The sequence below is a fragment of the Streptomyces sp. WAC05292 genome (assembly GCF_003949955.1).
In the GTDB taxonomy this organism is placed as follows: Bacteria; Actinomycetota; Actinomycetes; order Streptomycetales; family Streptomycetaceae; genus Streptomyces; species Streptomyces globosus.
The window spans coordinates 1-4,245 of sequence record NZ_RPSE01000474.1; the positions used below are offsets into that span (position 1 = coordinate 1).

General features: G+C 76.5%; 6 protein-coding genes. 4 read left to right on the forward strand and 2 right to left on the reverse strand.

Annotated elements, in window-relative coordinates; genetic code table 11:
• Positions 1 to 113: 113 nt before the first annotated feature.
• The 3 genes from EF903_RS29465 to EF903_RS29475 are packed head-to-tail and all read left to right on the forward strand — an operon-like array spanning position 114 to position 2,207.
• Positions 114 to 599, forward strand: coding sequence for a DUF2771 domain-containing protein (locus EF903_RS29465; protein WP_125548053.1), 486 nt, complete (start codon positions 114 to 116; stop codon positions 597 to 599).
• Positions 600 to 613: 14 nt separating this feature from the next.
• Positions 614 to 1,360 (forward strand): futalosine hydrolase, encoded by a 747-nt coding sequence (locus EF903_RS29470; RefSeq protein ID WP_125548054.1) that lies wholly within the window; start codon positions 614 to 616, stop codon positions 1,358 to 1,360.
• Positions 1,326 to 2,207, forward strand: a complete 882-nt coding sequence (locus tag EF903_RS29475; protein WP_125548055.1) for a 1,4-dihydroxy-6-naphthoate synthase — start codon at positions 1,326 to 1,328, stop codon at positions 2,205 to 2,207. The genes EF903_RS29470 and EF903_RS29475 overlap by 35 nt, the downstream gene beginning before the upstream one ends.
• A gap of 116 nt (positions 2,208 to 2,323) precedes the next feature.
• Here EF903_RS29475 and EF903_RS35980 read toward each other — a convergent pair whose 3' ends face one another.
• Positions 2,324 to 2,707: a cold-shock protein gene (locus EF903_RS35980; RefSeq protein WP_125548056.1), complete on the reverse strand. Its 384-nt coding sequence runs from the start codon at positions 2,705 to 2,707 to the stop codon at positions 2,324 to 2,326.
• A 190-nt stretch (positions 2,708 to 2,897) separates the two neighbouring features.
• Here EF903_RS35980 and EF903_RS29485 point away from each other — a divergent pair, with 190 nt between their 5' ends.
• On the forward strand, positions 2,898 to 3,164 hold the full coding sequence (locus EF903_RS29485) for a hypothetical protein (protein WP_125548057.1): 267 nt from the start codon (positions 2,898 to 2,900) through the stop codon (positions 3,162 to 3,164).
• A gap of 55 nt (positions 3,165 to 3,219) precedes the next feature.
• Here EF903_RS29485 and EF903_RS29490 read toward each other — a convergent pair whose 3' ends face one another.
• On the reverse strand, positions 3,220 to 3,891 hold the full coding sequence (locus EF903_RS29490; protein ID WP_125548058.1) for an HAD family hydrolase: 672 nt from the start codon (positions 3,889 to 3,891) through the stop codon (positions 3,220 to 3,222).
• Positions 3,892 to 4,245 lie beyond the last annotated feature (354 nt).

Sequence of the window (4,245 nt, forward strand, 5' to 3'; positions counted from 1 at the left end):
GGCGGCAGGCGGGCGGCGGCTGCGGCAGGCGGGGGACGCGGCGCGGCGGCGCGCCGCAGGTCGGCGGGACCCCGTGCGGCGGCGGGGGCGACCGGCCCGATAGCCTTCGGCTCATGACCGCACCGCTTATCTCGGGTAAGGGCCGCCGCAGCGTCGCGGCTCTCGGAGCCGTGTCCGCCGGCCTCCTCCTCCTTTCGGCCTGCGACAAGCCGACGCCGCTCGCGACCGTGACGGTCGGCTCGTCGTCTGTGTCCGCCGAGGCCGCCTGCACGGACTCCAAGGAACTCTCCATGGACAAGGTCCAGGAGTGCCTCACCGACATCAGGGACGCCAAGACCATCGACTACGGCCGCGGCGACACGCTGCGCCTGGGCGTCGAGCCCGAGGTCGTCGAGGACGGCAACCGGTGGCAGGCGGTCCTGGACGGCCAGCCGATCACCGAGCCGTCCTCGAACACCTACCGCAGCTTCCCGGGCGCCGACATCTTCGCCACCGGCGGCCAGGGCGAGGCCCCGTCCTCCAAGAAGCTGAACATCGTCCAGGTCAGCGCGGAAGGCAAGCCGCTCGCCGTGTGGGCCTTCAACGTCAAGCTGAAGTAACCGCGCAGGCGACGGTGCGCGCGCTCATCGTGACCGCGGTGGCGGCGGAGGCGGACTCCGTCGCCGCCGGGCTCACCCCTCATCCGGATCCGGCGGTGCCGGAGCCGCGCACCCTGCCGGGCGGCTACGCCGTCCTGCGCCGCGACCTGCCGGGGCTCGCCGCCGACGTGCTCGCCGGAGGCGTCGGGCCGGCCGCCGCGGCGGCCGCGACGGCGACGGCGCTCGCGCTCGGCGACTACGCGCTCGTCGTCTCCGCCGGGATCGGCGGGGGCTTCCAGCCGGCCGCCCCGCCCGGCTCCCTCGTCGTCGCCGACGCGATCGTCGCCGCCGACCTCGGGGCCGAGACCGCGGACGGCTTCGTCCCCGTGCAGGAGCTCGGCTTCGGACGGAGCGTGCACCTGCCGCCCGCCGAGCTCGCCGCGCAGGCCGCGGAGGCCGCCGGGGCGCTGGCGGCGCCCGTCCTGACCGTCTCCACCGTCACCGGCACCGCCGAGCGTGCCGCCGCCCTCGCCGCCCGGCACCCGCTCGCCGGCGCCGAGGCCATGGAGGGCTTCGGGGTCGCCGAGGCCGCCGCGGCGCACGGGCTGCCGGTCCTGGAGGTCCGCGGCATCTCGAACGCCGTCGGCCCGCGGGACCGCGACGCCTGGCGGATCGGGGACGCGCTCGCCGCCCTCACCGCGGGATTCCGCGCGCTGGGGCCCGTACTCGTCCACTGGGGAGAGCAGCATGAGCACCGCCGTGAGCACCGCGGCCGACCGTGACCCGGGCGCCGCGCTGAGGATCGCCTACTCGCCGTGCCCGAACGACACGTTCGTCTTCGACGCGTGGGCGCACGGCCGGGTGCCGGGCGCGCCCGCCCTCGACGTCACCTTCGCCGACATCGACATCACCAACGGCATGGCCGAGCGCGGCGAGCTCGACGTGCTGAAGGTGTCGTACGCCGTCCTGCCGTGGGTGCTCGGCGAGTACGCGCTGCTGCCGTGCGGCGGCGCGCTCGGCCGGGGCTGCGGGCCGCTGGTGCTGGCCCGCGAGCCGGGCCTGGACCTGGCGGGGCGGACGGTCGCGGTGCCGAGCGAGCGCTCCACGGCCTACCTGCTGTTCCGGCTGTGGGCGGCGGACGTGCTGCCCGGCGGGGTCGGCGAGGTGGTCGTGCTGCCGTTCCACGAGATCATGCCGGCGGTGCGCGACGGCCGGGTCGACGCGGGGCTCGTCATCCACGAGGCCCGGTTCACCTACCGGGACTACGGGCTGCACTGCCTCGCCGACATGGGAGAGCACTGGGAGACCTCCACCGGCCTGCCGATCCCGCTCGGCGCGATCATCGCCAGGCGCTCGCTGGGGCCCGAGACCCTGCGCGCGCTGGCGGAGTCCGCGCGGACCTCGGTGCGGATGGCGTGGGACGACCCGGAGGCCTCCCGGCCGTACGTGCGCGCCCACGCGCAGGAGCTGGACCCGGCCGTCGCCGACCAGCACATCGGGCTGTACGTGAACGAGTTCACCGCCGACCTCGGCGAGGACGGGTACGCGGCGGTCCGCGGACTGCTGACGCGGGCCGCGGCGGAAGGGCTGGTCCCGGCGGTGGCGCCGGACGCGCTGGCGTTCCCGTAGGACGCGCCCGGCCCCGTACCCGCCCGTGCGTCACGCCGGTGCCCCGCCGCTCGCGGGGAGCGGCGGGGCACCGGGGCGGGCGGCCGGCCGGCGGTCGGCGCGGGGCCGGCGGCGGCTCAGACGTCCAGCTGGTCGGCGACCGCGCGGAGCAGGCCTGCGATCTTCGTGCCGTGGCCCTTGTCGGGGTAGCGGCCGCGCTCCAGCATCGGCGTGATGTTCTCCAGCAGGGTGGTGAGGTCCTGCACGATCGACGCCAGCTCGTCCGGCTTGCGCCGCTGGGCGGCCGCCACCGACGGCGCCGGGTCGAGCACCGTCACGGACAGCGCCTGGTCGCCGCGCTGCCCGGCGACGACGCCGAACTCGACCCGCTGGCCCGGCTTGAGGGCGTCGACCCCGGCCGGGAGTACCGACGAGTGCACGAAGACGTCGCCGCCGTCGTCTCGGGAGAGAAAGCCGAAGCCCTTCTCACTGTTGAACCACTTGACCTTGCCGGTGGGCACGTCCGTCCTCTGTCCTTGTGCTCGTCGGGTCCGGTGGGCCGCCGCGGCGGCTCCGGATAACAGCGCAGCGGGCCATGGGTGACCCGCCGACTCCAGGCTAGTGGGCGTTGAGCAGGTGACAAGACGTTCCCCGGACCTTCACCGGCTCCACGGCTGTCGGCCGCTCAGGCCAGGGAACTACCCTGGTGGAGTGACTGCTACTCCTCACCCCGACGAACCGCGGCCCGGCGACGGCCTCGTGAAGGCCGGCGGCGTCGTGTTCATCGCGGGCGCCCTGGCCACACTGGCCACGATGGCCCCGCTGTTCCTGGACGTCGAACCCTTTCCGCCGTACGCCTGGGCGGTCTGCATGCTGATGGGCGTCGGCTTCGCGATCTCCGCCGCCGGGGTCCTGCGGTCGGCGGCGGCCCAGCGCCGGGCCGCCCGCGCGGCCGTCGGGGCGGACGGGCAGGCGTAGCCGGGGCGTACGGGGCGCGGGACCGGCTCGGTCGAGGGCGCGGGCCGAGGCGCCGTCAGGGGTTCCGGATGCGGGCGAATCCGGCCAGCCACGCCGGCAGGGCCGTCAGGTCGGGCAGGACGACGTCCGCCCCGGCCTCCCGCAGCTCCCGCTCCGGGCACGGCCCCGTCGCCACCGCGACCGACACCGCGCCGGCCGCCCGCGCACCGCGGACGTCCCCGACGTGGTCGCCGACGTACACCTGTGCTCCGTGCTCGCGCAGCGCCACCGCCTTCGCCTCGGCCCACAGCCAGCCCACGACCGCGTCCGGGCGGATCCCGAGGTGGTCCAGGTGGAGGCGGGCGTTCGGCTCGTGCTTCGCCGTGACGACGACGGTGCGGCCCCCGAGCTCCCGCACCGCCTGCACCGCCTCCCGGGCGCCGGGCAGGGCGAGCGTCGGCTCGATCGCGTAGGCCGGGTAGATCTCCCGGTAGCGGTCCGCGACGGCCTCGACCTCGCCCGGCGGGAACCAGTGCGCCAGCTCCTCGGCGAGCGGCGGCCCCAGCCGGGAGACCGCGGCGTCGGCGTCGATGTACGTACCCGTCTCCGCCGACAGCGCCAGGTACGCGGCCCTGATGCCGGGCCGCGAGTCGATGAGGGTCATGTCGAGGTCGAACCCGACCGTCAGGGGAGCGGGCGCACCGGCGTCGGCGGGCCCGGCGGGGGCGGCGGTCGTCTCGGAGGTCATGCGGGCCATTGTGCCGAAGGGGAGGCGGACACCGTCGGGGCGGGATCCGCGAGGGCGGGATCCGGCCTGGCGGCGCCCCAGGTGCGGGAGCGGAGCAGGGGGCGGACGCCGACCCGGGTGCGGACGCCGACCCGAGGTGCGGGCGCCGAGACGAGGTGCGGGCGCCGACGCGCGATACGGACGCCGACGCGCGATACGGACGCCGAGCCGGGATACGGACGCCGACCCGGGGTGCGGACGCCGAGCCGGGCGGGCGCGGACCCGGGGTGCGGGCGCCGAGACGAGGGAGGTGACGCGGACCCGCGGTGCGGGCGCCGAGCCGGGGTGCGCGGGCGCCGGCCCGGGGTGCGGACC